Genomic DNA, 22,764 nt, shown 5'->3' with positions numbered 1-22,764 from the left:
CCCCGTTACTGGTTCATCGCGCTGTTGATTTCGGACGTGTAGGAGGACTGCTGTTGCTCGAAGCCGACCTGGTTGACGATGGTCCCGCCTTCTGCTTCGAACGCGCCGGCGAACGCCTCCTGCAGTGCCTGGCCGTAGCTGTTGTTCACGTACAGCGTCGATGCGGTTGCGGCACCGAGCTCGTCCACACCGACTTGCGCCAGAACCTGTCCCTGCAGCGCGTCGCTGGGCGGGGTGCGGAACATGTAGTCGTTGTCTTCGAGGTCGGTAATCGTCGGCGACGTGGACGCTGGCGAACAGCCGACGACACCACTGTCGACGAGCACATTTCTGGCGACCTGTATCGACGTTTCGGAGCTGGCCGCTCCGGTAATCGACGGATATCCATCGCTGACGAGGGAGTTGGCCGCGTCGATGCCCGCCTGTGCCTGGGTCTGGGTGTCACCGACCTGGTAATCGAACTCGAAGTCGACCTCGCCTTCGAGTTGCAGGGCCGGGAGGATCGCCCCGTCGCGGATCGGCCTGCCGAGCGGCCCGAGATCGCCGGTCTCGGGCATCAGCACACCGAACCGGACCGTTCGTCCGGGGTCGCTCCCGGAGCCGTTCGGTTCCGGCTGCGGGATGTCGTCGCCCGCGTCGAAGTCGACGGTGTTGAGCGTATCGACGCCCCCACCGTCCTGAAAGCCGAAGACTTGGTACTGCGCCGAGGCCATGTCCCCGTTTTCGTCGAAGTCGACCGCGCTCGAAGCCCCCTCGTACTGAATGTTCTCGCCCGCGGCGGCCGCTTCGACGGCCGCTGGCAGTTCGGAGGGGCCGTACGTGTCGCCGCCCGGATTGGCGACGACACGCATATGATCTCGGACGGCCTGTCCGTCGTTTTCCCCGGCCAGCAGGTTGGCGAGAATCTGGACCGCTGTCGCATCGTAGGCCTGTGATGTGAACACGCCGGCCTCGTCGTAGTCGAACTCGGAGGTGAACTGCTCCGTGAACGTATCGACTCCGGGACCGGCCGCCGACGGGGCCGTGCCGCGGACGTTCGACATATCGTCGCCGACGTTACTCGGTAGCTCGCCGTCCTGCAGTCCGTCGGTGACGAGGATGTCAGCAGCGTCGTCGCCGTAGTCGGCGTAGAAGTCCTTGAACAGTTGCACACCGCTCTGTGGATAGCCGACGACCATCAGCACGTCCGGCGATTCCGGGCCGCTGTCGCCACCCGAGTCGGTCCCGGTACCGGTCATCCCACCATCACCGCCGTCGCCGCCGCCACCGTCAGTCTGTTCGGTTGAACAGCCTGCCAACCCACCAAGCAGACCCACGGTGCCTATCGCCCCAGTGCGCTTCATGAACGCTCGCCGATTGGTATCGCGACTCATACCACTTACCACTGATTCACATCTTATAAAACTATATCCTCCCGTAACCTTGCTGTTCCGTAGTCTGCTCCAGTCACGCCGATATTTTTTGTTGTCGGCGTTAGATATTAACGCCGGAGAAACCGCTATCGGCCCAGACGTCGCTCGGACTCTCAGCACATCCGCGAAAAAACGTCGAGTGTCGCCCCTTATTCGACGCGGCCGACGACCTTGTCGTACTCTTCAGCGGCCTTGTCCCAGTCGACAACCTCGAAGAAGGCGTCGATGAAGTCGCCGCGAGCGGGGCCGTAGTCGTAGTAGTAGGAGTGCTCCCAGACGTCGAGCGCGAGGATTGGATGGGAGCCCCAGAGCGCGCCCTGGTCGTGTTTGTCGACCGGCACGTTGCGCAGTTGCTTGGCAACGGGGTCGTACACGAGCAGCGCCCAGCCGCCGGCGGCTGATGCGGCGGCTTCGAACTCGCCCTTCCAGCCTTCGTAGGAGCCGAAGTCCTCCTCGATGCGGTCGAGAAGCTCGCCTTCCGGCTCACCGCCGCCGTTGGGGTCCATGTTCTCCCAGAACAGCGTGTGGAGATAGTGTCCACAGCCGTTGTGGGTGACGTTGCCCATCGCGGCCGCGCTCGAACCGAAGTCACCGGATTCGCGGTTCTCGGCGAGTGTCTCCTCGGCCGATTCGAGGCCGTTTACGTACCCCTGATGGTGGGTGTCGTGGTGCCAGGTGAGCACCTGCTCGGAGATGTGTGGCTCCAGCGCGTCGTAGTCGTACGGGAGCGGTGGCAGTTCGGGATTGGAATGTTCGGGCATATGAAAACGCCTCCATCAATACGTGTCGCGCGGCTGCCTGTTAAACGTTTAGGAGGCATTTGGTATCACTCTACAAGGACAGCGGGACGGGACCGTAACTGTCCGTTGTTGCACTGCCACATCTCGGCTCCGGCGCTGGTGTAAGTGTTCAGAAGAGTCCAGCACAGCAGAATGTTCCCATCCTAGTCGTCACCCCTGGCCCGCTCGAACATCGCCAGCGCCTGCTCGCGACGGTCGCTGTGCTTGACAACCGGGTCCGGATACTCCGGCGCGGCATTGCGCCGCTGCGTGAGCGAGCAGTCGTTCCAGTCGTGGATAACTTCTGGCGCGGCATCCCGCAGTTCCGGGACGTACTCCTTGATGTACTCGGCGTCCGGGTCGTAGTCTTCGCCCTGTGTCATCGGATTGAAGATGCGGAAGTAGGGCTGGGCGTCGGTCCCCGTCGAGGCCGCCCACTGCCAGCCGCCGTTGTCGTTGGCCGTGTCGTGGTCGACCAGTTTCTCCCGGAACCACTCGTAGCCGTGCCGCCAGTCGATGAGCAGGTCCTTCGTGAGGAAGGAGGCGACGATCATCCGGACGCGGTTGTGCATGTACGCCTCTTCCCGGAGCTGTCGCATCCCGGCATCGACGATGGGATAGCCCGTCTCGCCGTCCTTCCAGGCTTGCAACAGTTCCTCGTCGTTCTCCCACTCGATTGGGTTCTCGTAGGACTTGTAGTTCGAACTGACGACGTGCGGGTGGGCGAACAGCACCTGCGTGTAGAACTCCCGCCAGGCTAGCTGGGACTGGAACTCCCGGACTGACTCCCGTCGGTCACCGCCAGTCCCCTCTTTGGCGTCCTCGGTGCGGTCGTACACTTCGCGGATGCCGATGGTCCCGAATTTCAGGTGAGCCGAGAGCCGCGAGGTGCACTCGTCGGCCGGGAAGTCCCGGCGCTCCTCGTACTCGTAGACGTTCTCCGCGAGAAAGTCATTGAGCAGGGCCCGCGCTTCGTCGGTCCCCGCCGCAGGCACGTCCGCCTCTGGCTCATCGAAGCCGAGGTCGGCCAGTGTCGGGAGCGCGTCGCCGTCGACATCAGCCAGTTCGTCGGCTGGCGGGGGTTCGTAGGGAGTCGCTTTCTCTCGGTCGTGCCACTTCCGACCGAAGTAGGTGAAGACGCTGTAGGGGTCGCCGTCGTTCGTCGTAATCTCGCCCGGTTCGTGCAACACGGCGTTCTGGACCGCCTCGCGCGCAACGTCCGCGTCGTCCAGCGCCTGCCGGACGGCGGCGTCGCGCTCTCGTGCGAGCCCGGAGTAGTCTTTGCCCCAGGTGACTTTTTCCGCGCCGTACTCGGCTGCCAGTTCTGGCAAAACGGATGTGGGGTCGCCCTTGGCAACGACGAGGTCACTGCCGCGGTCGCGGTACCACTCGCGCAAACTGTCGAGCGCGTCCAGCATGAACGCGACCCGGGGCGGGCCGGCGTGGTCAAGAACGTCCCTGTCGAAGACGAACACCGGGACAACGGGGTCGGACGGGGTCGCCGCGGCGAGGCCGGCGTTGTCCGTCGCCCGGAGGTCACGGCGATGCCAGTGCAGGCGCATACCTAGTACACGGACTAGCCCGGGCAAAAGGTACTGCCCAACGATGTTGGTCTGGCAGGCGCTGACGGACACCACTGTTATCTTTCCGCCGGTCGAGAGCCACCACATGGAAGATGCGACAGTGACGCTGTCTGTCGACGACGGGATTGCCACAGTGACGCTGAACCAGCCGGAGTCGCGAAACGCTCTGTCGGCGGAGTTGGCCGAAGCACTCACTGCCCAGTTCGAATCGGTGACCGACAGCGACGCCCGGTGTGTCGTACTGGAGGGCGCGGGACCGGCGTTCTGTGCCGGCGGGGACATCAATGCAATGCTACAGGGAGTGAAGCACGACCGACCACCGGCCGCACAAGTCGAACTGGTGGTCTCGTCGCTCCACGAAGCGATCCGGACCGTCCACAGCTGCCCCCTCCCGGTCGTCGCAAAAATCGACGGCCCCGCCTTCGGTGCCGGTGCCGGTCTCGCGCTGGCCTGTGATATACAGGTCGCGAGCACTGCCGGCCAGATCGGCTTCGGCTTCCGCCAGGTCGGACTGGCGAGTGACTCCGGCGTCTCCTATTTCCTTCCGCGAATCGTCGGCCCGAACAAGGCCAAGGAACTGCTGTTTACCGGCGAACTGCTGGACGCCGAGGCGGCCGGAAAACTCGGGCTGTTTACCCGGGTGTTCGACGCGGAGACGTTCGAATCGGAGTTTTCGGAACTCGTCACGGACATCGCCGCTGGACCGACGGTCGCGCTCGGCCACGCCAAGCGGCTGGTCAACCGGAGTCTGGACAGTTCGCTGGAACAGGCACTCGAAAACGAAGCCACCGCACAGGGCGTCGCTTTCACGACCGACGACCACGAGGAGGGCGCAACCGCGTTCGTCGAGAAACGTGACCCGGAGTTCACGGGTCAGTAAACTGATTGCTGTGACCAGCGTCAGGACTGGTCCACCCGGCCACCACCGGAAAGACAGATGCCAGCTACGATCCATCTCACACCGGACCGAGCATCGACCGGAACCACGACTACCCGCTCTTTCACCCACAAGTGGAGGGCGACTGTAGCATGACCGACGACCCCCCGGACTGGGAGTTCAGCGAGCGGGACATGTACATTCTGCGCGAACTCTCGGCGGACCCACAGCGGTCGTCCCGCGAGCTTGCGGACTTGCTGGAGTCCGAGTACGGCATCGACGTGTCCCATGTGACGGTCAGCGAATCGATCCGGGAGATGCGTGACGCGGGCGTCTTCCGGGAGACAATCGTCCCGAACGAGGAACTGTTCAATTTCGCGCTGTTCGAGTTCAAGTTCAACCCCGAGCATTTCGCCGACTCCTGGCACGACGCGATGGTCGCCATCCGCAACGACCGACACACGCTGTTTTACTTCCTCTCCGACGGCGAATATCAGTGGAAGTCAGTGATGATGTTCCCGAGTCGGACGGCCGAATCCCGCTGGATACACGACTTCTACAAGGACCACGGCGACGTGATTCAGAACATCCGGAACTCAGTCGTCCACAACGTCCTGAAATTCAAGACGGACCCGGAGCTGTTCACCGAACTCGACGGGGAGCAATCGTAGCCAAGCGGGAGAAGACAGCCGAAATAAAGACGAGAGAGACTGCGACTCGATAGCGTCGTGCTTACAGTTTCCGCTCGGCGTCCTCGGCCAGTTCCTTCATTCGCTTGCTGACCCGGCCCGCGTCCGAGAACTCGTCTTCGCTCATCGCCGTCGCCAGGGAGTTCCCGAGCACGAACACGGCGTGTTTGTGCTCGCTTTTTGACTTGTGTACGTCCGATGGCCGCACGTCGAGTTCCTGATACGCGTCGAACAGGTCCGGATCGACCGAGTCCATGTCGTCGCGGAAGTACTCCATGATCGTCACCATCTGCTCGTGTAGCTCGAGAAGCTCGTCTTTGTGCATAGCTACAGTATGCGGTGGCACGTCCATAAGAATTGCTTGAGAAGGGATACCAGACGCTCACGCCCGTATTTTCAGAAGACGTACTCGTCGTCGTGGCCCATCATGCCGTCTTCTTCGAACCCTGGCTCCTCGTCTTCGTCCTGTGGTCCGGAGGTTTTGTACGCCTTGAGCCCGGTCGACAGGAGGTCCTCGATGGCTTCCTCGCGGTTGAGGAACTCGCCTTTCTCGACGAGCTGCGCGATCTGCATCTCCAGGTGTTCCGGGATATTGATCTCTACCTTAGGCATCGCAACATAGGGGGCTTCGACTATGCCCTATTTAAACCTGACGGGGGTGTGTTCGCAGATTGCAGAATTACAATTGTAGAACCGTGAGAGGAAATTCGTAAACTCAGAGATTAATTTCCGCGAATCTGAACCAATAGCCGGCAGAGTACGTGGCGGGCCAGAACGGCGTGAAATCGACAGTTCCACCGTGTCTCTCTGATTGATTCCGACTACGCAGAATCGAGCGTATAGTTAGGCTCAAAGGTGCGCAATCCTAAGGCATTGCTGATGGAACCACTGCGTGGTGACGAGACGACGGTTGGTGAGACAACGGTCGTCGCACGCGGGTGTCGCCTCGACGATGCACCGGTGCGGGCGGTACTGGAAACGGACGCTCGCCCCCGGTTCTTCTGGGCGGCCGGTACAGAGTCAATCGCGGCCCGCGGGAGCGCGGCGACTGTGACTGCCGACGGGCAGTCGCGGTTCGACGACGTGCGGACAGCGGTCGAAGCGCTGTTCGCTGACTGCTCAGTTCCCGACGACCTCCCGAGCGTCGCTCGACCGCGAGCGTTCGGCGGGTTCGCTTTCCACAACGGAACGCATGAAGGAGAGGACTCTCCCTGGGATGGGTTCCCCAGTGCGGCGTTTTTCCTCCCCGAAATACAGGTAACCAGAAGGGACGACGATGCCTGGCTCACAACGGTCGCGACAGGACCTGAGGCCGCGACCGAAGCGGAGACGCTGCTTGAGGAGTGGCGCGACCGGCTGGTCGCAGACTCCGAGCGCAATCCGGGTACACCGCCGGGAATCTCACACCGGAAGCGCACGCCAACACAGGACGGCTGGCGCGAGCAGGTGGCGGCCGCCACAGAGAGTATCGACCGGGGCGAGCTCCAGAAGGTCGTGCTCGCCCAGAGTCTCAGCGCCACACTGGACGCGGAGCTATCGGTCCCGGACGTGATGGCCCGGTTGTCGAAGACGTACCCGGACTGCTACCGGTTCATGTTGTCGCCCGACTCCGGCGGCACCTTCTTCGGGGCTACGCCGGAGCGGCTGGTGTCGGTCCGCGGGCGAACCGTCCGCACGGAGGCCCTCGCTGGCTCGACGGGGCGGGGCGACACGCCCGCCGAGGACGAGTGGCTCGCCGCCGAACTCCTCGACAGCGAGAAGGACCGTCACGAACAGAAGCTCGTCGCCGACGCGATACGGGACCAGCTGAAACCGTTCGCCTCGACGGTCCGCATCGGCGACCGGACCGTTCGCCGACTCGCCACGGTTCAGCACCTTCGAACATCGATAACAGCTGAACTGGACGACGACGAGCACGTCCTCTCGCTCGTCGAGGCGCTCCACCCGACGCCAGCCGTGGGCGGACTGCCCCCGGACGCGGCGCTGCGGACTATCCGCGAGACAGAGGCATTCGATCGGGGCTGGTACGCTGCCCCGGTCGGTTGGGTCGACGCCGCCGGCAACGGCACCTTCGCCGTCGGCATCCGCTCGGCCGTCGCCACGGAGCGCGAGGCGACGCTCTTTGCAGGCGCGGGCATCGTCGCGGACAGCGACCCCGACCGCGAGTGGGACGAGGTCCAGCTCAAATACCGGCCGATACTCGACGAACTAGAATGACCGCCCCGAACGTCAACACGCTGTGGGCGGAGACGCTCGTTTCCGAACTCGCCGCGGGTGGCGTCGACGCGGTGTGTCTCTCGCCCGGCAGTCGCTCGACGCCGCTGACGGTGGCATTCGCCGAGCACCCCGACATCGAAGTGTTCTCCCACCTCGACGAGCGCTCGGCGGCCTTCTTCGCGCTGGGTCGCGCCCGCCGGACGGGTGAGCCGACGCCGCTGGTCTGTACCTCCGGCACTGCCGCGGCGAACTACCACCCGGCGGTCATCGAAGCGAACCAGTCAGGTGTTCCACTACTCTTGCTGACGGCGGACCGACCGCCGGAACTCATCGACAGCGGAGCGAACCAGACCGTCGATCAGGAAAAGCTGTACGGCGACGCCGTGCGCTGGTACCGGGATATGCCCGAGCCCGAGGCCGAGCCGCGGAAGGTGCGAATGCTGCGGACCACCGCGGCCCGCGCGCTCGCAGAGAGCACCGGCGCCGACCCGGGGCCGGTCCACCTGAACTGTCGGTTCCGGAAGCCGCTGGAGCCGACGCCGATGCCAGATGACGACCCGGCGGGCGTTCCCGCTGGCTGGGCGGGCGGCGACGACGCGGCCGAGGTTGGCCGCGACGGCCCGTTCGTCACGACGAGCCAGGGCGTCGCTGCGCCGGACGAGCGGACGGTGCGCCGGGTACAGGACACGCTTCGGTCCGCCGAGCGGGGCCTCATCGTCGCTGGGCCGGCCGACCAGGGACTCAGCGCAGAGTCGCTTGAACGGCTGGCAACAGCCACGGGCTTCCCCGTTCTGGCGGATCCGCTGTCGGACCTGCGGTTCGGCCCGCACGTCGACCGCCTCGACGTGCCGGTGTGTGGCGGCTACGACGGCTATCTCGGAAGCGACGGCGTCGACGAGTGGAGCGACCCCGATGTCGTCGTCCGGTTCGGTGCGTCGCCGACCTCGAAGCCGCTGCGTCACTACCTCCGGGACGCCGACTGCCAGCAGTTCCTCGTTGACCCGGCCGGCGGCTGGTCGGAGGCCGAGTTCACGGCGACGGACCTGCTCGTTGCTGACCCCGACGCCACCGCGGATGCGCTCGCGGCAGGGTCGCTGGGTAGCGTTGCGGCGTCGTGGCGCGAACAGTTCGCCAGGGCGGAACAGACCCACTGGGACGCCGTGAGCGAAACCGCCGCGGAAACCTACTGGGAAGGCGGCGTCCTCTCTGACGTGGCCGCGCTGGCCCCGGACCCGGCCACGCTGTTTGTCTCCAACAGTATGCCGATACGGGACATGGACCGCTTTGGCCGGCCCCGTGACGCCGACCTGACCGTGCTTGGAAACCGCGGGGCGAGCGGGATCGACGGCATCACCTCGACGGCGCTCGGGGCCGGGAGCGCGACGGCGGACCCGCTCGTGCTCGTCACCGGCGACCTGGCGTACTACCACGACATGAACGGCCTCCTCGCGCTCGGTCGCTGTGCGGTGGACGCGACGGTCGTCTTGCTCAACAACGACGGCGGCGGCATCTTCCACATGCTCCCAATCGATGACCTCCCCACCTTCGAGGACCAGTTCCGAACGCCACACGGGCTCGATTTCGAGCCGACGGAGGCGCTCTACTCGCTGGAGTTCGAGCGGGTGGCCGACCGCCGGCAGTTCCGCGAGCGGTTCGGCGAGTCGGTCCGAGCCGATGGGACACAAGTCATCGAGGTCCAGTTCGACGCGGGCGACAGCCACGCGGTCAGAGCCCGGCTTGCCGAACGGGTCGCCGAAACCCTCGCTGGCGACTGATTTTTCAGAGCCGCAACACGGACGCCGTCAACAGCGACAGTCCGAACGGGAGCCACGTCCCCGACAGTGCGAGCGCCCCGATGAGCGAGAACGCGCTGATGTTCAGCGTGACCAGCAGCACCGTCGTCGTCAGGCTCCAGCTCCCGAATACCATGATCGCGATAGTGGGCTCGGACTGGAGATAGCCGATCATGAAGAGGGTGCAGACCCCGATTGTCAGATTGACCCACAGCGGGAACGCCGGGAGCAGCGCGCTGAACAGCATTACCGGATAGAGCGCAAAGGTAATGGCAAACAGTGTCAGCCCCCGGCCGGTTGGCTTCTCCAAAAGCGATCCGCGGGAGGGAGTGTCGGTCTGGCGGACAGAGTACACGGACGACGAACTCCAGGTGGCACCGCCGCCGGCGTTGTCGCTGAAGCCACTGGTCGCGGTTGTTCCGGATTGCCAGCCCGAATCTGACTCAGACGCTGTCGCCGTCTCGCTGGTCGTTTCGCTCGATTTGTCGTCGCTCGACGACGCCTCGGTGTCGTCCGTCGAGCGCTCGTGTCTGTCCTCTGCGACGCGGTCCCTGGCGGCCCGTTCGCGGCGTGCCCGCTCCTGGGCACTCGTCCGAGATGTACTGCGGTCAGTGCTCGCTTCGGTCCGGTCGCCGGCCGACGCAGACCCGTCGTAGCCCGCGCGCCGTGCCGCTTCGGCCGCGTCACTGCCGCCGCCGTCCGCTATATCGCTCTCACCCGCGACGTAGGCGTCGTGACACACCCGGTCGTATCGCGCCCGCTCGTCCTCGTCGGTGAGTACGTCGCGGGCTTCGATGAGTCGCTGTGTCGCCTCGCCGGCGTCGGCCGCGTCGCTCACGTCGGGATGGGTTTCCTTCAGCCGCTCCCGGTACGCCGCTTCGATAGCCGCCGTCGAGGCGTCGGTTGAAACGCCCAGTACCTCGTAGAACGTCTCCGTCATGCCGGGCGTAACACCTGTAAGCGCGCGACCGACGTTCGCTGCCAGCTACCGCACTCAATCACTCGTTCTCGACGCCCCCTTCGGTCTCCGTACCGCGTTCGTACGACTCGGACGGTCGCTGGTAGTCTCCAGCGGATCCAGACCCAGCCGACTCCGACTCACGGGCGCGCGCTGTCGCAAGTCGTTCCAACGCCGTCGCGATCCGTTCAAGCGTGAGAATGAACCGTACGACCAGATACAGGAGCCAGGGGACCACAGCCACGATCAGTCCGAGCAGAATCTGCTGGACGATGATGAGACTGTACAGGACAACAACGATGGAGAGGCCCGCGAGTATCCCCACCATTGCTTTCTTGTTCGATGTGGAGGGCATCGCTAGTCGGTTCAGGTGCGCGACACCAAAGGGTTTCCTCCGCTGTGGTAGCACGTACGAGGAATCTTTTTGCGAGGGCCGTCCCGAGCCACGGTATGGTCTCTGAAATATTCGACCCGGAGCGGTGGACGGCCATCGACCGGTTCGACTTCGCCGACATCACCTATCACCGCTCGACCGACACGGGCGCGGTGCGTATCGCCTTCGACCGACCGGGGAAGCGCAACGCCTTCCGCCCGGAGACGGTCGACGAACTCGCGACGGCACTGGATCACGCCAAGCGCCAGACTGACGTGGGCTGTGTCCTCCTGACCGGGAACGGCCCCTCAGAGAAGGACGGCGGCTGGGCGTTCTGTTCCGGCGGGGACCAGAGCATTCGGGGTGAAAGTGGCTACGAGTACAGCGGGTCCGAAGAAACAGATGAGAGCGACGGCGTGGCAGACGACGCGCCAGAGAACGTCGGCCGCCTCCACATTCTCGAAGTCCAGCGTCAGATCCGCCACATCCCAAAGCCCGTCGTCGCCGTCGTCCCGGGGTGGGCCGTCGGCGGCGGCCACTCGCTGCACGTCGTCTGTGACCTCACGCTCGCCAGCGAGGAGCACGCGAAGTTCCTCCAGACGGACCCCGACGTGGGGAGCTTCGACGGCGGCTTCGGCTCGGCGTATCTCGCTCGGCAAGTCGGCCAAAAGAAGGCCCGGGAAGTGTTCTTCCTCGGCAAGACCTACGATGCCGACGAAGCCGCTGACATGGGAATGGTCAACGACGTGGTGCCCCACGAGGACCTGGAAGACACCGCCATCGAGTGGGCCAAGCGGATGAACGAGAAGTCACCGACGGCGATGCGGATGCTGAAATACGCGTTCAATCTCGACTCCGACGGGATGGTCGGCCAGCAGGTGTTCGCCGGCGAGGCGACGCGGTTGGCGTACATGACCGACGAGGCCCAGGAAGGACGGGACGCGTTCAACGAGGGCCGCGACCCGGACTTCGACGACGTGCCGTGGCACTACTAACGGGCGTGGGCAGTTGCGGGACGATACCGCCAGCGACGGTCAGTCCTCGTAGGCGAGGGTCATGACCCACTGCGAGAAGGTGTCGTCGTGGGGGTCCACCTCTTCGTCGCCGATGAACGGCGAGAGCTGGTCACCGGCCATCAGAAGCGAGAAGTCGAGGTCGCGGGCCGCGGGCGTCAGGTAGTACGTGTTGTGCCCCTCGTACACCGTCTCCTCGCGCTGGATGAGGTCCTTCTCGAACAGGGACTCGACGATGCGACTCCCCTTCCGCGAGGAGACGTCGAGTTCCTTCCAGAAGTCGCTCTGGTGGATGCCACCGGACTCCCGAATCAGTTCGAGCCCGGCCCGCTCGCCGTCAGAAAGGTCCGCCTCCGACGCTGCTGAACTCATGTATTGTGTACACCGTGAGTCGGCCGCTTAAATCTGACCTTCGACCGGGCGGTAGGGCGTCCGGCACGGTGGCCCATCTGCGTACCGGTACTCCCTGTCGGCACCCAGCGTGATGAGCGACGACGACCGCGTGCCGAACCCGTTGCCGTGGACGCAGACACCGTACTCGTGGTCGCTGATGGTGTCGCCCGCACGGTCCATCCATTCGCCGGCGGATTCACAGGGCTCCGGAACCAGCGCCTCGCGCAACCGCGTTGCATTGTTCGCTTGCTCCTCGCCCGCGTCGGGTCGGTGGGCTGGAATCCGGTAGTCGCCGTCCGCCCCGACGTTGACAACGACGTGAACGCCGGGCTGGAAGTTCTGGACCGCGAGCTGGCCGTCCCATTCCAGCAGGACGGCAGCGTTCTCGTCTGCCAGCAGAAGGTTGAATCCCGAGTATTCGGCGTCTCTGGTCGCTTGCTCGACAGCGCGGGCAGCTGACTCCGCGCTCTCGTGACTCAGCGCGTCCCGGACAAGCAGGCCGCGCGAGCGGTCGCCGGCCAAGTCAGCGTCGACCCAGCGGTTCGTCACCGCCGCCAGCAGGCCGTGTTCGTTGTAGCCGATCCACGTCCCGTCGGCCTCCTCGTCGGCCGGCGCGACGACGTGACTCCCCCAGTGGCGCTGTTGTGGCGGCTGCGATGGCCTTTCAAGCCGCTCGTCGCGGTTCGCCGCGACCGCGACCGGCGTGCCGTCGAAGACCTGCCACGCGAGGACGATTGTACACACGGGACTGCATAAACTGCGGACGTAGAAAACCGCTTGGCTCGGCATCCCGAACTACCGGATCGAGTCGCTCGGTTCGTCATCCTCGGAAAGAAGCGACCGAACGGCGGACCGGTCGACAGTCCCGGACGCCGTCCGCGGAAGCGCGTCGGCAATCCGAACCGTCTTCGGGACTTCGTACGGCGCGAGTCGCTCGGCGCAGTGGTCGCGAACCGCCGCGGGCGAGATGTCCCCGACGACCAGCGCGGCGACGCGCTGGCCCCATTCCTCGTCGGAGAGCCCCACGACGGCAGCTTCGGCAACTGCTGAATGGTCACGAATCGCCGCGGCGACCGTGCTCGCGTCGACGTTCTCCCCGCCGGTCACGATCTGGTCGTCGACACGACCCTCGACCCAGAGATGGCCGTCCGCGTCCCGGTAGCCGATGTCGCCGGTCCGGAACCCGTGGTCGCTGAACGAGCCGCCGTCGCCGTTCAGGTAGCCCGGTGTCACCGTCGGCCCGTCGACGACGATTTCTCCTCGCTCGCCGGAGTCGCAGGGTTCGCCGTCCGCGACGACCGTTACGTCAGTGAAAACGAGCGGCTGGCCGACGGTTCCGGACCGCTCGAATGCTGTTTCAGGCCGTGCTGTCGCTATCTGGGACGCCGTCTCGGTCATCCCGTAGGTCGGACAGACAGGAACGCCCCGCTCCCGACATCGCTCGATGAGGCTCTCGCTGGCCGGCCCGCCACCGAGCAGGACGAAGCGGAGCGAAGACGGCGGTTCCCAGCCAGCGTCCAGCAGCCGCGACAGCATCGTCGGCACCAGCGAGACGCCTGTCACCCCGTGCTCCGCGATGACCCGCTGGGTCGCGTCGGCGTCGAACGACTGCTGGACGACGGCCGCAGTGCCGTATAGCGCGCTCCGGATGAACGGAGCCAGTCCGCCCATGTGGTAGGTCGGTAAGCAGACCAGCCAGCGGTCATCCGGAAGCACGCCGAGGCGGTACGACGACGCGACGGCGCTAGCGACGAGGTTGCCGACGGTCAGTCGGACGCCTTTCGGCTCGCTGGTCGTCCCCGAGGTGAAGATGACCAGCTGGGTGTCCGCCCGGGAGAGGGCTGCCGGGGTCACGTCGGTGGCTGTTTCATCAGCCGAACCCGCCGCTGCTGTCTCGTCGGCGACGGCAGCCGCTGACAGTTCCCTGTGGACCGAAACGGTGGGACAGCCGTCGATGTCGGCCGCCAGCGACGCGGTGCTGTCTCCACAGACCAGCAGGTCCGCGTCAACTGTCGAGAGCTGGCTTTGGAGCGTCGCCGCGTCGAGTTCGACGTTCAGCGGCGCGAGTGTCGCCCCCAGTCGCATCGCCGCAAAGAGGAGCGTTCCGACCGCCGGCTGGGTTGGCAGGAGCGTCGCAACGGTGGCGTCCGGGGCGTCGACCCGCCGGTCGAGTTCGGCAGCCACCGCATCGACGGCAGCATCGAGTTTCCGGTAGGTGACCGCGTTCCCGGAGGCCGCCGCGACCATCGCCGTTCGGTCGGGTGTCGTGTCGGCGCGGTGCGTTACGAGGTCCTGTGTCGGCCAATTGAGGGGGTCACGCATCGGTCCCCACCTCTGTCGGATCGATTCCCAGACCGGTCGACTGGGGGACCGACATCGCACCATCCGTTACTGTCGTCGGGTCCGGCGCGAGGTCGGCCGCCAGTCGGTCGCCGGTCGCCAGACCGCAGGCCGAAACGTCGGGAATCGCGGCGGCGACGTGCAGCGCCGCAAGGCGGGCAACGACGGCGTCGATGGTCGTCGTGACGACCGGCTCGACACCCTGTTCGCGTGCCCGGAGTGCCAGCGTGTGGGCGTTGCCGGGGCCGCCCAGCACCATCGGCTTCAGTATCAGCACGTCGGCTGCGTCGGCATCGAGGACGCTGTCGACCCGGCGGTCGACGAGGGACTCGTCGAGCGCAACGCCGACCCCGTTGCCTCGAAGCCCGGCGTGTCCCGTGAGGTCATCGGCCGGGAGTGGCTGTTCAACGTAGGCCACGTCCAGCGGTGCGAGCCGGTCGAAGGCGTTAGCGGCCTCCTTGCGGGACCACGCGCCGTTGGCGTCGGCGCGAAGCGTCACGTCGTCGCCCACGCGCTCACGGACGGCCTGAACGCGCGCGACATCTTCATCAACGGTGTGCTTTCCCACTTTGAGCTTACAGCAGTCGTAGCCGGCCTCGACCGCCTGCTCGACGGCGTCGGCTGTCTCGGCCGGTGACCCGTCGCCGACCGTCGCGTTGACCGGGACCCGGTCGCATCGCCTGTCGGGCTCGAACCACTGGTACAGCGGCACGCCGTCGGCTCTGGCGTCGGCGTCCAGTAGCGCGGTCGCAAAGCCGTGTCGGGCGGCGGGGACGGACGCGGCGTCCAGCGACAGGAGAATGTCGGTGTGGCCGCCGTCAATTGCAACCGTGGCAGCGTCGTTGAGCCCGCGCTGGCAGTCGTCGACCGACTCCGTCCAGCCCGGAAGCGGCGTGGCTTCGCCGACACCCGTTTCGCCGCGGTGGTCGTAGCGGACGACGAACCCCGAGCGCTGGCTGATGGTCTCGCGGGCGGTGGCGAGCGGACTCGACAGCGGGAGCGAGAACGGGTCGACCTTCATAGTAGCTGTGGGACGGCGAGTCCCAGCGCGAACAGGACGGAGTGGACAAAGAGCGTCTGCCCGACCCGTTCGAGTGTCGGATTCAGTGCCTCGCCGTCGGTCTGTGTGAGGACTGTCTTCGAAATAGTCGCCGCCAGTGGGAGGGTCAGCAGCGGGGCCAGTGCGGGCAGACCGTACCGGCTGTTGAGGGCGAACACGACCGGGACGACGTAGGCCATCCCGACCATCAGGAGGAACTCGACGCGGCTCCACCCGTAGCCCAGATAGACGGCCAGCGTCTTCTTGCCAGCGGCGCGGTCCGTCTCGCGGTCTCGGATGTTGTTGACGACGAGAATCGCCGTCGACAGCCCGGCCGCTGGGAGGCTTGCCGTGATGGCAGCAGCAGTGACCGACCCCGGCGGGAGCGTCATCGGGAACGTACCGACGCCGCTTGCGCTCGCCACGGCCTGCACGTAATATGTGCCGGTCACAGCGACGAGACCGAAGTAAACGAACACGAACAGGTCGCCGAGACCGCGGTAGCCGTAGGGGAACGGACCGCCGGTGTAGAGAACCCCGGCGGCGATGCCCGAGAGGCCAACCACGACGATGGGGAGACCGCCGACGGCGACGAGATAAACGCCGATGACGACAGCGAGGCCGTAGGTCGCTATCATCGCCCGTTTGACCTCCTCGGCGTCGATGAGGCCGCCAGCGGTCACACGGGTGAATCCCTCACGCTCGTCGGTGTCGGCCCCCTTTACCGCGTCGTAGTAGTCGTTCGCAAAGTTCGTTCCAATCTGGATAAGCAGCGCACCCACCAGCGCCGCGACTGCCGGCAACAGAGCGAAGACACCGGCGTGGACTGCCAGGCCCATCCCAACGATGACCGGCGCGGCCCCGGCAGGCAGTGTCTGTGGCCGCGCGGCCATCACCCACGCCTGCCGCTTCGAAACGTCTGCCGTCGCTGTACTCATTGCTCAAAACTGGGGACGCTATCCTCAAAGCGACTGTGGTTCGACAGGCACCCTAAATATAACCGGTGCCGAGACAGCAAAATCAGGGGAGTATCACAACCACTTTATCATGATTAACCATACGATAGCCTGAGATGCATAAGCCACTGCTTACCACGGATTTTCTCGACCGTGCGCGGGAATACTACGGGGACAAAGAGGCTATCGTCGCCACGACCGGTGAGCGCTTCACGTACGACGAGTTCGGGGAACGAGCCGACGGGTTCTCGGCGGCGATGGCTGCCCGTGGCATCGAGAAGGGGGACCGGGTGGCCGTCTTGGACCCGAACACGCACTACCAGCTCGAAGCGGCCTACGGAACCATGCAGCTGGGCGCGGTCCACACGCCGCTGAACTACCGGCTCGTGCCGGACGATTTCGAATATATCCTCTCGGACGCCGAAGTCGACGCCGTTTACGCGGACTACGAGTACGCGGATAAAATCGAGCCGATTCGCGACGAGGTGCCCACTGATATCTTCGTCACCAACGACACGGATGCCGTCGACGGCGACTGGGAGTCCTTCGACGAAATCATCGAGGAGGCGGGAACCGACTACGAGCGGCCAGAGATGGACGAGGACGACCTCATCACCATCAACTACACCTCGGGAACCACCGGCGACCCGAAGGGTGTCTGTCGGACCCACCGGACCGAGACACTCCACGCCTACATCGTTGCGCTCCATCAGGAAATCTCGGACGACGATGTCTACCTCTGGACGCTCCCGATGTTCCACGTCAACGGCTGGGGGCACATCTTCTCGGTCACCGGGATGGGCGCGAAACACGTCTGCACCCGCGGTGTTGATGCCGAAGGCATCTTCGACGCCGTCAGGACTGAGGACGTGTCCTATCTCTGTGGCGCGCCGACGGTGTTGAACATCCTTGCGGATCGCTATGCGGCCCACGACGGGGAAATCGAGACGACCGGTGCGAACGACGTGCGCATCGCGACGGCCGGCAGCGCACCGCCGGAGGCCGTCATCCGAACCGTCGAGGACGACTTCGGCTGGTACCTGAAACACGTTTACGGCGCGACCGAAACCGGCCCGCTCGTCACGACCTCGGACGCCCGGCGCTTCTTCGAGGACGGGAGCAACGCCCGCTTCAGCGTCAAGAAGCGCCAAGGTATCGGCTACCTCGGGACCGATGTCCGGGTCGTCGACGAGGACGGCAACGATGTGCCACACGACGACGAGACGCTGGGGGAGGTCGTCGTCCGCGGCAATCAGGTGATGGACCGCTACTGGAACAAGCCCGAACAGACGGAGGAGGCCTTCTCCGACCGCGTCGAGGGCTACTACCACATGGGTGACCTGGCGACAGTCGACGAGGACGGCATGATCGCCATCCGCGACCGCAAGAAGGACATCATCATCTCCGGCGGCGAGAACATCTCCAGCATCGAACTGGAGGACACCCTCTACGAACACGACGCCGTCAGCGATGTCGCAGTTATCCCCGCGCCGAGCGACGAGTGGGGCGAGACGCCGAAGGCCTTCGTCGTCCCGAACTCCGGTGACCCCGACAACCCGGGCGTGACGGCCGAGGATCTCCGGAACTTCACCCGAGAGGAACTGGCAACCTACAAAGTCGTCCGCCGCGTCGAGTTCGTCGAGGAACTACCCACGACAGCGACCGGGAAAGTCCAGAAGTACGAACTCCGCGAACAGGAGTGGGAAGACGAGGACGAGATGGTCGGCCAGGGATAGCGGCGCACAGCACCATTCGCCACAAATATCAATTATATAAGACTTATCCTGAATCGCGCGATAGCAGACATTTCGGTCCGGCGACGTCGGTAGGCCGGTTCTTGCCTCCAGAGGCGATCTATTAAGTCACTGTGCTGTAATGTATGGTTAACGGGCAGAGTTATGACTGATATCGCTGAGACGATGCGTATTCTCCACGTCGACGACGAGCCGGGATTTGCCGACATGACGGCGTCGTTTCTCGAACGTGAGGACGACCGGTTAGACGTGCAGGCCGCGACGAGCGCCGCGGCGGGACTGGAAATCCTGGCCGACACCGCCGTCGACTGCGTCGTCTCCGACTACGACATGCCTGACCGGAACGGGATCCAGTTCCTCGAAACCGTCCGCGAGGAGTACGGTTCGCTCCCCTTCATTCTCTACACCGGCAAAGGCTCCGAAGAGATCGCCAGCGATGCGATTTCGGCCGGTGTCACCGACTATCTACAGAAACAAAGCGGCACCGACCAGTACGCGGTGCTCGCGAACAGAATCACGAACGCTGTGGAGTCTCAGCGCGTCAAACGCGAGCGCAACCGCCAACTCGACGCCATCGAGACCGCACAGGAAGGAATCAGCATTCTCGACGAAGACGGGACGTTCATTTTCGTCAACGAAGCCTACGCCGACCTCTACGGCTACGAACCGGACGAGATGGTCGGTGAGCACTGGGAGCTACTGTATCAGGCGGAGGACATCCCGCGAATCTACGACGAGATCGTCCCGACTGTCGATGAAACTGGGTACTGGAGTGGGACGACGACCGGGCTCCGTGCCGACGGGAGCACGTTCACGGAAGACCACGTACTCGCGCGGACCGACCGCGGTGAACTGGTCTGTACTGTCCGGGATATCTCCGACCAGCGAGACGGCGAAGAGGAACTTTCCCGGATCAAACGTGCCATGGACGAGGCACCGGTCGGGATCACGATTACCAGCCCCGAACAAGATGATAACCCGATCACCTACGCCAACAGGCAGTTTCTGGAACTGACCGGCTACACGGAGTCGGAGGTGTACGGCCATAACTGCCGGTTCCTGCAGGGCGAGGAGACCGAATCCGAGCCGGTCGACGCGATGCGAGCGGCCATCGACGCAGACGAACCCGTGTCGGTCGAACTCCGGAACTACCGGAAGGACGGAACGATGTTCTGGAATCAGGTGACTATCGCCCCGGTCCGCGACGACGACGGAACAGTCGTCAACTACGTCGGATTCCAGCAGGACATTACTGAACGGAAGGAACACGAACACCGCCTCAGAGCTCTCAGTGAGTCTGTACAGAACCTCCTTCAGGCAGACACACGCGAGGAAGTCGCCGAGATCGGCGTCGACACGGCGTGCACTGTGCTCGGGCTCGAAGCGAACACGATCCACCTCTACGACGAGGGCGACCGGACCCTCGAACCGGTCGCCGCGTCCGACGCGATATACGACCTGCTAGACGATTTGCCGACCTTCACGCCCGGAGGCAGCATCGCGTGGCGTGTCTACGAGTCCGGCGACGCGCTCGCCGTCGATGGCGTCCATGCCGACCCCGACATCTACAACCCGGACACGCCGATCAAGAGCGAGCTATATCTCCCGCTCGGCGAGCACGGAATCCTGCTGGCCGGTTCGGAGACGGCCGCGGCGTTCGACCAGCGGGACGTCGTCCTCGGTGAGATCCTGGCCGGACACGTCACCAGCGCGCTCAAGCAGGTCGAAGGGACCGAACAGTTGCGCGACCACCAGCAGGAACTCGAACAGCACAACGACCGGCTCGAAGCGTTTACCAGCGTCGTCTCCCACGACCTGCGGAATCCGCTGACCGTCGCCGAGGGACGACTGGAACTAGCACGCGAGGAGTGCGAGAGCGAGCATCTGGCCGCTGTCGAGCGGGCACACGAGCGGATGGACACGCTGATAACGGACCTGCTCACGCTGGCACAGGACGGGGAGACGGTGACCGACCGCGAACCGGTCGCGCTCGCATCGCTCGTGGAAGATTGCTGGACGAACGTCGAGACAGCCGATGCCACGCTCGTCACCGACATCGACCGGACCGTCCTGGCAAACGAGAGCCGTCTGAAGCAGCTATTCGAGAACCTCGTTCGGAACGCGGTCGAGCACGCCGGGGCGGACGTAACCGTGACGGTCGGGGCGGTAGACGACGGATTCTACGTCGCGGATGACGGCCCCGGCATCCCCGAAGCCGACCGCGACACCGTGTTCGAAGTCGGCTACTCGACGAGCACGGAGGGGACCGGGTTCGGGCTCAGTATCGCCCGGAAGGTCGCGGAGGCCCACGGCTGGGAAATCAACGTTCGCGATAGCGCGGACGGTGGTGCACGCTTCGAGGTTACCGGCGTCTCGTTTGACGAGGTGTAGCGACTGTCGAGGAGTCGTTTGCGGTTTTGCTGGCACTCACTGGGAGCCGGTCGTCGCCTCGCCACTGTTCGATGGTGAGCGGACGCGATCTATCTGGAGGAGATGTCTCTGCCTCGTTTGTCTGCAAAAACGTCGGCAAGTCGTGTTCCGTTAGTCTTCGAGCGCGTCGGCGATGCGGTCGAGCGAGCGTCGCATGTCGTGGACTTCGTCCCGGAGCTTTCGCATCTCACGGGTGAGTTCCTCGTTGTCGTTGCCGCCCGATTCCTCGTGCTGCCCTGGCGGGCCGCCGCCCATGCCGCCGGGGCCGCCCGGACCGGGGCCGCCGGGGCCGCCGCCCATCATGCCGCCCATCATCTGCGCGAAGGGGTTGCCCCCGCCCATGCCGCCGGGGCCACCGCCACCGCCCATCATCTCTTCCATGCGCTCCTCGCGGCTCATCTCTTTGCCGTCGCCCTCGCCTTCTTCGCGCTCCTCGGCGCGCTGCTGTCGGATCTCCTCGACCCGCTCGCGGAAGGACTTCTCCTCGCCGCCGTCCTCGGTCGCGTCCGCCGATTCGTCAGCGTTTTCGGGTTCATCGTCTGCCATACGCCCGGTTTTGGTTGGCCCGCTGAAAAGGGTTGCCGTCCAGAGATAGCCCGAGTAGACAGCTGGTCAGCGGGGGCGCTGGTCCGGAGAATCGCGCTGTCTTCGGGGGGTTCGTCGCCCCGGTACAGTTAGCCGAACTCATATCAGCGATGGCGCTGCAACTCGCCTGAGACCTCGGAACAGTGAAACGGCGACTGCGGGCGCTTGACATGGATGGTGCCGGGCTCAGGCGAGCCGTCGGACCAGCACCGAGAGGCCGAGCCCACAGGCGAGCACCACGGCGAGGTTGAACGCCGCGTTGAACAGTGGCCGGTATCGGTCAGTCACGAACGTATCAATCGCCGACGACGCGGAGAAGTAGAACTGCAGTGTCGCGATGAGCGCCACGAGCGTGAGAATAGCGAACACTGCCCACTGCGCGTAGATAGCTATCGCCGGACCAGAGTCGCCGTCTGGCTCGTCGACAGTGTCGCCGGTCTCCGCGTCGATATCCTGTGCCACTGTGTCGGTGTTGGAGGTATCACTCATTGGTCTGTCTCCGTGCGATGAGGAGCGCGCTTGCGAGGACCGCAATCAGTCCGGCCAGCGCCGTGAAGCCGGGACCTTCTTCAGCCATCGTCTGCTGTGGCTCGTCCATATCCTGGCCCTCCGGCCGGTCCTGCTCGAAGTCGCTGGACTGGAAGCCGACTTCCTGTCGTGTTTCGTTCTCCTGGAGGCGCTCCGTCGGATGGAGGTTCGCCGGGGAACTTTCGGTCCCGACGATGACGCCGTCGGAGAGCAGCATGCCGTCGAGCCAGTAGTTGTAGCCGTCAGGCACCGTCAGCTGGGTTCTGACGATTTCCGTCCGGCCGGGGCGAATCTGGCCGACCCGCACGGTCGACTCGTCGGCGATGACGTTCGAGTCGGCCTGCCGCGCCCGGAGCCGGAGCGAAAGGTCATCAGACGGGTCGTTGCCGGCGTTCGTGACGTACACTGAGACGTTCAGTGTCGTCCGGTTGTCCGAGACGCCGTCGATTCGGTAGGTGATGGAATCGAGCGGGACGCCGGCGTTCTCGAACCGCTGGAAGGTCACGCTACTCCGGGCGTACGCCGGCGTGAGCGCGTCGACGTTCTGGACCGATTGCTGACCGGTCTCGACGCGGTCACCGTCCTCGTAGACGATTGTGTCGATACGATAGCCGCCTGCCCGCTCGACCGTGATGTTCGACCGCACCGATACCTCTCGTTCCCCTTCGATTGTGCCGACTGACTGCCGCGTCGTCGTCGCGACGAGGCCGGTGTCCGCGTCGATGGCCCGCGTCTCGACGGTGACGTTCTCGGCGGGACCGCCGCGGTGCGAGAGCCGGGCGTCGATAGAGAGCGTCACTGTCTGGCCGTCGACCGACGCCGGTTCGATGGTCGTCTCGCGGAGGTCGAGATAGCTCTCGCGAACGTCGTCCTGTGGTTCGGAGAGCGCGCCGGGGACCGCTGTTGCACCGATGAGCATGGTCAGGACGACCACGACCACGCCACCGGTCAGGAGGGTTTCACGTCGCACACGAGGATGGGCAACAGCCGCCACTAAATGTCTTCTGCACGGACAAGTACGGATTACAGCGACGCCAGTCTCGCG

22 protein-coding genes are annotated in these 22,764 nt (G+C 64.8%); 7 read left to right on the top strand and 15 right to left on the bottom strand.

The features are described 5' to 3' along the window. Nucleotides 1-5: 5 nt before the first annotated feature. From Har1131_RS10425 to Har1131_RS10415, 3 genes are all read right to left on the bottom strand, one after another. Complete coding sequence (locus Har1131_RS10425) at nucleotides 6-1,373, bottom strand: ABC transporter substrate-binding protein (RefSeq protein WP_014040307.1); 1,368 nt, start codon at nucleotides 1,371-1,373, stop codon at nucleotides 6-8. 188 nt (nucleotides 1,374-1,561) lie between these two features. Further along, complete coding sequence (sod, locus tag Har1131_RS10420) at nucleotides 1,562-2,173, bottom strand: superoxide dismutase (RefSeq protein ID WP_008309249.1); 612 nt, start codon at nucleotides 2,171-2,173, stop codon at nucleotides 1,562-1,564. Between the two features lie 182 nt (nucleotides 2,174-2,355). Continuing rightward, nucleotides 2,356-3,753 carry a deoxyribodipyrimidine photo-lyase gene (locus tag Har1131_RS10415; protein WP_151146342.1) on the bottom strand — a complete coding sequence of 466 codons (1,398 nt, stop codon included), beginning with the start codon at nucleotides 3,751-3,753 and terminating at the stop codon, nucleotides 2,356-2,358. Between the two features lie 43 nt (nucleotides 3,754-3,796). Between Har1131_RS10415 and Har1131_RS10410 the strand changes: the two genes are divergently transcribed. After that, complete coding sequence (locus tag Har1131_RS10410; RefSeq protein ID WP_014040309.1) at nucleotides 3,797-4,654, top strand: enoyl-CoA hydratase/isomerase family protein; 858 nt, start codon at nucleotides 3,797-3,799, stop codon at nucleotides 4,652-4,654. Nucleotides 4,655-4,803: 149 nt separating this feature from the next. After that, entirely contained in the window at nucleotides 4,804-5,322 is a 519-nt protein-coding gene (locus Har1131_RS10405; protein WP_151146339.1) for an Lrp/AsnC family transcriptional regulator, read from the top strand. Between the two features lie 61 nt (nucleotides 5,323-5,383). Here Har1131_RS10405 and Har1131_RS10400 read toward each other — a convergent pair whose 3' ends face one another. Beyond that, a complete protein-coding gene (locus Har1131_RS10400) occupies nucleotides 5,384-5,665 on the bottom strand; it encodes a UPF0058 family protein (protein ID WP_004517945.1) in 282 nt (93 codons plus the stop codon). 71 nt (nucleotides 5,666-5,736) lie between these two features. Beyond that, nucleotides 5,737-5,952: a ribbon-helix-helix domain-containing protein gene (locus Har1131_RS10395; protein WP_004517946.1), complete on the bottom strand. Its 216-nt coding sequence runs from the start codon at nucleotides 5,950-5,952 to the stop codon at nucleotides 5,737-5,739. A 267-nt stretch (nucleotides 5,953-6,219) separates the two neighbouring features. Here Har1131_RS10395 and Har1131_RS10390 point away from each other — a divergent pair, with 267 nt between their 5' ends. Beyond that, entirely contained in the window at nucleotides 6,220-7,557 is a 1,338-nt protein-coding gene (locus Har1131_RS10390; protein WP_151146336.1) for an isochorismate synthase MenF, read from the top strand. Further along, entirely contained in the window at nucleotides 7,554-9,332 is a 1,779-nt protein-coding gene (gene menD, locus Har1131_RS10385) for a 2-succinyl-5-enolpyruvyl-6-hydroxy-3-cyclohexene-1-carboxylic-acid synthase (protein WP_151146333.1), read from the top strand. The genes Har1131_RS10390 and menD overlap by 4 nt, the downstream gene beginning before the upstream one ends. A 4-nt stretch (nucleotides 9,333-9,336) precedes the next feature. Here menD and Har1131_RS10380 read toward each other — a convergent pair whose 3' ends face one another. Further along, nucleotides 9,337-10,290, bottom strand: coding sequence for a J domain-containing protein (locus Har1131_RS10380; RefSeq protein WP_151146330.1), 954 nt, complete (start codon nucleotides 10,288-10,290; stop codon nucleotides 9,337-9,339). Nucleotides 10,291-10,348: 58 nt separating this feature from the next. After that, nucleotides 10,349-10,663: a hypothetical protein gene (locus Har1131_RS10375; RefSeq protein ID WP_044951827.1), complete on the bottom strand. Its 315-nt coding sequence runs from the start codon at nucleotides 10,661-10,663 to the stop codon at nucleotides 10,349-10,351. A 95-nt stretch (nucleotides 10,664-10,758) separates the two neighbouring features. Between Har1131_RS10375 and Har1131_RS10370 the strand changes: the two genes are divergently transcribed. Beyond that, a complete protein-coding gene (locus tag Har1131_RS10370) occupies nucleotides 10,759-11,676 on the top strand; it encodes a 1,4-dihydroxy-2-naphthoyl-CoA synthase (protein WP_050038039.1) in 918 nt (305 codons plus the stop codon). A gap of 39 nt (nucleotides 11,677-11,715) precedes the next feature. Here Har1131_RS10370 and Har1131_RS10365 read toward each other — a convergent pair whose 3' ends face one another. Genes Har1131_RS10365 through Har1131_RS10345 form a run of 5 tightly spaced genes read right to left on the bottom strand, consistent with a single transcriptional unit; the run spans nucleotide 11,716 to nucleotide 16,404 of the window. Further along, on the bottom strand, nucleotides 11,716-12,066 hold the full coding sequence (locus Har1131_RS10365) for a hypothetical protein (protein WP_004517952.1): 351 nt from the start codon (nucleotides 12,064-12,066) through the stop codon (nucleotides 11,716-11,718). Between the two features lie 27 nt (nucleotides 12,067-12,093). Next, entirely contained in the window at nucleotides 12,094-12,831 is a 738-nt protein-coding gene (locus tag Har1131_RS10360) for an NRDE family protein (RefSeq protein ID WP_151146327.1), read from the bottom strand. A 51-nt stretch (nucleotides 12,832-12,882) separates the two neighbouring features. Continuing rightward, the gene (locus Har1131_RS10355) at nucleotides 12,883-14,409 is read right to left on the bottom strand and encodes an AMP-binding protein (RefSeq protein WP_151146324.1); all 1,527 of its coding nucleotides are present in this window, start codon (nucleotides 14,407-14,409) and stop codon (nucleotides 12,883-12,885) included. Next, nucleotides 14,402-15,448 carry a mandelate racemase/muconate lactonizing enzyme family protein gene (locus Har1131_RS10350; RefSeq protein WP_151146318.1) on the bottom strand — a complete coding sequence of 349 codons (1,047 nt, stop codon included), beginning with the start codon at nucleotides 15,446-15,448 and terminating at the stop codon, nucleotides 14,402-14,404. Before Har1131_RS10350 ends, Har1131_RS10355 begins: the two co-directional genes overlap by 8 nt. Next, nucleotides 15,445-16,404: a 1,4-dihydroxy-2-naphthoate polyprenyltransferase gene (locus Har1131_RS10345; protein WP_050038043.1), complete on the bottom strand. Its 960-nt coding sequence runs from the start codon at nucleotides 16,402-16,404 to the stop codon at nucleotides 15,445-15,447. Before Har1131_RS10345 ends, Har1131_RS10350 begins: the two co-directional genes overlap by 4 nt. Before the next feature lie 134 nt (nucleotides 16,405-16,538). Here Har1131_RS10345 and Har1131_RS10340 point away from each other — a divergent pair, with 134 nt between their 5' ends. Continuing rightward, nucleotides 16,539-18,158 carry a long-chain-fatty-acid--CoA ligase gene (locus Har1131_RS10340; protein ID WP_151146315.1) on the top strand — a complete coding sequence of 540 codons (1,620 nt, stop codon included), beginning with the start codon at nucleotides 16,539-16,541 and terminating at the stop codon, nucleotides 18,156-18,158. A 162-nt stretch (nucleotides 18,159-18,320) separates the two neighbouring features. Continuing rightward, nucleotides 18,321-20,567, top strand: coding sequence for a PAS domain-containing protein (locus Har1131_RS10335; RefSeq protein ID WP_151146312.1), 2,247 nt, complete (start codon nucleotides 18,321-18,323; stop codon nucleotides 20,565-20,567). 150 nt (nucleotides 20,568-20,717) lie between these two features. Here Har1131_RS10335 and Har1131_RS10330 read toward each other — a convergent pair whose 3' ends face one another. The 3 genes from Har1131_RS10330 to Har1131_RS10320 form a co-directional block, all read right to left on the bottom strand. Beyond that, on the bottom strand, nucleotides 20,718-21,152 hold the full coding sequence (locus tag Har1131_RS10330; RefSeq protein ID WP_014040323.1) for a hypothetical protein: 435 nt from the start codon (nucleotides 21,150-21,152) through the stop codon (nucleotides 20,718-20,720). A gap of 225 nt (nucleotides 21,153-21,377) precedes the next feature. Further along, nucleotides 21,378-21,680 carry a hypothetical protein gene (locus Har1131_RS10325; protein ID WP_050038046.1) on the bottom strand — a complete coding sequence of 101 codons (303 nt, stop codon included), beginning with the start codon at nucleotides 21,678-21,680 and terminating at the stop codon, nucleotides 21,378-21,380. Continuing rightward, the gene (locus Har1131_RS10320; protein ID WP_129755760.1) at nucleotides 21,673-22,689 is read right to left on the bottom strand and encodes a PGF-CTERM sorting domain-containing protein; all 1,017 of its coding nucleotides are present in this window, start codon (nucleotides 22,687-22,689) and stop codon (nucleotides 21,673-21,675) included. The genes Har1131_RS10325 and Har1131_RS10320 overlap by 8 nt, the downstream gene beginning before the upstream one ends. Nucleotides 22,690-22,764 lie beyond the last annotated feature (75 nt).

The sequence above is a fragment of the Haloarcula sp. CBA1131 genome (genome assembly GCF_008728975.1).
Classification (GTDB): domain Archaea; phylum Halobacteriota; class Halobacteria; order Halobacteriales; family Haloarculaceae; genus Haloarcula; species Haloarcula hispanica.
Note: the sequence above shows the minus strand (reverse complement) of the source record. Positions and strands in the feature narration are given on the sequence as shown.

Bases quoted from the DNA above. Each gene is read 5' to 3' on its own strand.
- Har1131_RS10425 (WP_014040307.1), bottom strand. From the start codon at position 1,373: ATGAGTCGCGATACCAATCGGCGAGCGTTCATGAAGCGCACTGGGGCG.
- sod (WP_008309249.1), bottom strand. From the start codon at position 2,173: ATGCCCGAACATTCCAATCCCGAACTGCCACCGCTCCCGTACGACTAC.
- Har1131_RS10415 (WP_151146342.1), bottom strand. From the start codon at position 3,753: ATGCGCCTGCACTGGCATCGCCGTGACCTCCGGGCGACGGACAACGCC.
- Har1131_RS10410 (WP_014040309.1), top strand. From the start codon at position 3,797: ATGTTGGTCTGGCAGGCGCTGACGGACACCACTGTTATCTTTCCGCCG.
- Har1131_RS10405 (WP_151146339.1), top strand. From the start codon at position 4,804: ATGACCGACGACCCCCCGGACTGGGAGTTCAGCGAGCGGGACATGTAC.
- Har1131_RS10400 (WP_004517945.1), bottom strand. From the start codon at position 5,665: ATGCACAAAGACGAGCTTCTCGAGCTACACGAGCAGATGGTGACGATC.
- Har1131_RS10395 (WP_004517946.1), bottom strand. From the start codon at position 5,952: ATGCCTAAGGTAGAGATCAATATCCCGGAACACCTGGAGATGCAGATC.
- Har1131_RS10390 (WP_151146336.1), top strand. From the start codon at position 6,220: ATGGAACCACTGCGTGGTGACGAGACGACGGTTGGTGAGACAACGGTC.
- menD (WP_151146333.1), top strand. From the start codon at position 7,554: ATGACCGCCCCGAACGTCAACACGCTGTGGGCGGAGACGCTCGTTTCC.
- Har1131_RS10380 (WP_151146330.1), bottom strand. From the start codon at position 10,290: ATGACGGAGACGTTCTACGAGGTACTGGGCGTTTCAACCGACGCCTCG.
- Har1131_RS10375 (WP_044951827.1), bottom strand. From the start codon at position 10,663: ATGCCCTCCACATCGAACAAGAAAGCAATGGTGGGGATACTCGCGGGC.
- Har1131_RS10370 (WP_050038039.1), top strand. From the start codon at position 10,759: ATGGTCTCTGAAATATTCGACCCGGAGCGGTGGACGGCCATCGACCGG.
- Har1131_RS10365 (WP_004517952.1), bottom strand. From the start codon at position 12,066: ATGAGTTCAGCAGCGTCGGAGGCGGACCTTTCTGACGGCGAGCGGGCC.
- Har1131_RS10355 (WP_151146324.1), bottom strand. From the start codon at position 14,409: ATGCGTGACCCCCTCAATTGGCCGACACAGGACCTCGTAACGCACCGC.
- Har1131_RS10350 (WP_151146318.1), bottom strand. From the start codon at position 15,448: ATGAAGGTCGACCCGTTCTCGCTCCCGCTGTCGAGTCCGCTCGCCACC.
- Har1131_RS10345 (WP_050038043.1), bottom strand. From the start codon at position 16,404: ATGAGTACAGCGACGGCAGACGTTTCGAAGCGGCAGGCGTGGGTGATG.
- Har1131_RS10340 (WP_151146315.1), top strand. From the start codon at position 16,539: ATGCATAAGCCACTGCTTACCACGGATTTTCTCGACCGTGCGCGGGAA.
- Har1131_RS10335 (WP_151146312.1), top strand. From the start codon at position 18,321: ATGACTGATATCGCTGAGACGATGCGTATTCTCCACGTCGACGACGAG.
- Har1131_RS10330 (WP_014040323.1), bottom strand. From the start codon at position 21,152: ATGGCAGACGATGAACCCGAAAACGCTGACGAATCGGCGGACGCGACC.
- Har1131_RS10325 (WP_050038046.1), bottom strand. From the start codon at position 21,680: ATGAGTGATACCTCCAACACCGACACAGTGGCACAGGATATCGACGCG.